The sequence below is a fragment of the Pedomonas sp. genome, assembly GCF_036515995.1.
In the GTDB taxonomy this organism is placed as follows: domain Bacteria; phylum Pseudomonadota; class Alphaproteobacteria; order Sphingomonadales; family Sphingomonadaceae; genus Pedomonas.
The window spans coordinates 1-1690 of record NZ_DATBUP010000111.1 but is presented as its reverse complement, the minus strand read 5'-3'; the positions used below and the strand labels follow the sequence as shown (position 1 = coordinate 1690).

Below are 1690 nucleotides of genomic sequence, written 5' to 3'. Positions count from 1 at the left end.
CGCCTTCGGGCTCTACCTGCCGCTGAAGGAGCCGCGCCTTATTCCCGAAGGCGCTACAATCCACACGTCTGTCATCAAACGCCGGGACGCCGGAATGCCGGTTCTGGCCCGCCTTCCTGAACACTTTGAAGTCGAAGCCTGATCGCCGGAGGAGGCAAGGCCCCCGGCGCCTGGTCAGGCCGCGCAGCTTTGAGGTCAGCGTTAAATCAACGGCTGAATGCTTCAGCGTAGATGTCGGGCTTGAAGCCGACGAGCCGCTTGTCGCCCAGATCAAGGATTGGCCGCTTGATCATGGACGGCTGCTCGGTCATCAGGGCAATTGCCTTCTCCGCTGTCAGGCCGGCCTTGGCCTCGTCAGGCAGTTTCTTGAACGTGGTGCCCGCCCTGTTGAGCACGACTTCCCACCCGTGTTCTGCAACCCAGCTCTTCAGAGCATCTTCAGGAACACCCGACTTTTTGTAGTCGTGGAACGTGAAATCGATGCCTTTGTCCGTCAGCCAGACCCTGGCTTTCTTGACGGTGTCGCAGTTCGGTATGCCGTACATGATCATCGTGAAACGCCTCTTTGGAAATACGACAACACGGCCCGCTGCCGGGAAAAGCGGGGCGCAGGGGGCACGCTCCGTGGCCATGCCCCCTTTGGCGAAGCGCCCCTGATCCGCTTATGCGCCGGTCAGCGCGCCTTCCAGATCGGCGAGAATATCATCGATATGCTCGATGCCGATGGAGAGGCGCACGTAGCCCGGCGTCACGCCGGTTGCCGCCTGCTCTTCCGCGCTCAGCTGGGAGTGGGTGGTCGAGGCCGGGTGAATGGCCAGGCTGCGCGCATCGCCGATGTTGGCGACGTGATAGAACAGCTTCAGGTTGTCGATGAACCGGCGACCGGCCTCGAGGCCGCCCTCCAGCTCGAAGCCGAGCAGGCTGCCGTAGCCGCCGCTCAGGTACTTGTCGGCGCGCTCGCGCTCCACGCCCGTCTGCAGCGAGGGGTGGATCACCTTCGTCACCTTCGGGTGCCTGGCAAGCCAGGCGGCGACGGCGCTGGCGTTCTCGCAGTGGCGGGCCATGCGCAGCGGCAGGGTTTCAACGCCCTGGATCAGCTGGAAGGCATTGAACGGCGAGATGGCCGAGCCCATGTCGCGCAGCAGGTTGGTGCGCACGCGGATGATGTAGGCGACCGGGCCCATGTCCTTGGTCGCCTCGGTCCAGATCGCGCCGTGGTAGCTCGGGTCCGGCGTGTTCAGCACCGGTTGGCGCTCCTTGTGGGCGGCCCAGTCGAAATTGCCGCCGTCCACGATCATGCCGCCGATGGACGTGCCGTGGCCGCCGATGAACTTGGTGGTGGAATAGACCACAATGGCCGCGCCATGCTCCAGCGGGCGCAGGAGAATGGGGGCGGCCGTGTTGTCGACGATGAGCGGAATGCCGAATTCCCGGCCGATGGCAGCCACTTCGGCCACCGGGAACACGTTCAGCTTCGGATTGGGCAGGGATTCCGCATAGTAGGCGCGGGTGCGCTCGTCCGTGGCGCGGCGGAAGCTCTCCGGGTCGGTCGGGTCGGCGAAGCGGACCTCAATGCCCAGATCCTTCAGCGTGTTGGCAAAGAGGTTCCAGGTGCCGCCATAAAGGTTGGTGGAGCTGACGATATTATCGCCCGCCCGTGCCAGGTTGAGGATCGAGTAGGTGGAGGCCG

2 protein-coding genes are annotated in these 1690 nt (G+C 64.1%); both read right to left on the bottom strand.

Features of this window, described 5'->3' with window-relative positions; all coding sequences use genetic code 11:
- Positions 1-206: 206 nt before the first annotated feature.
- Positions 207-551, bottom strand: coding sequence for an ArsC family reductase (locus tag VIG90_RS08325; protein ID WP_331593028.1), 345 nt, complete (start codon positions 549-551; stop codon positions 207-209).
- Between the two features lie 111 nt (positions 552-662).
- Positions 663-1690: O-acetylhomoserine aminocarboxypropyltransferase/cysteine synthase family protein (locus tag VIG90_RS08320; protein WP_331593027.1), on the bottom strand; the 1028-nt coding region annotated here is incomplete at its 5' end.

Coding starts and splice junctions, on each gene's coding strand:
- VIG90_RS08325 (WP_331593028.1), bottom strand. CDS start 551: ATGATCATGTACGGCATACCGAACTGCGACACCGTCAAGAAAGCCAGG.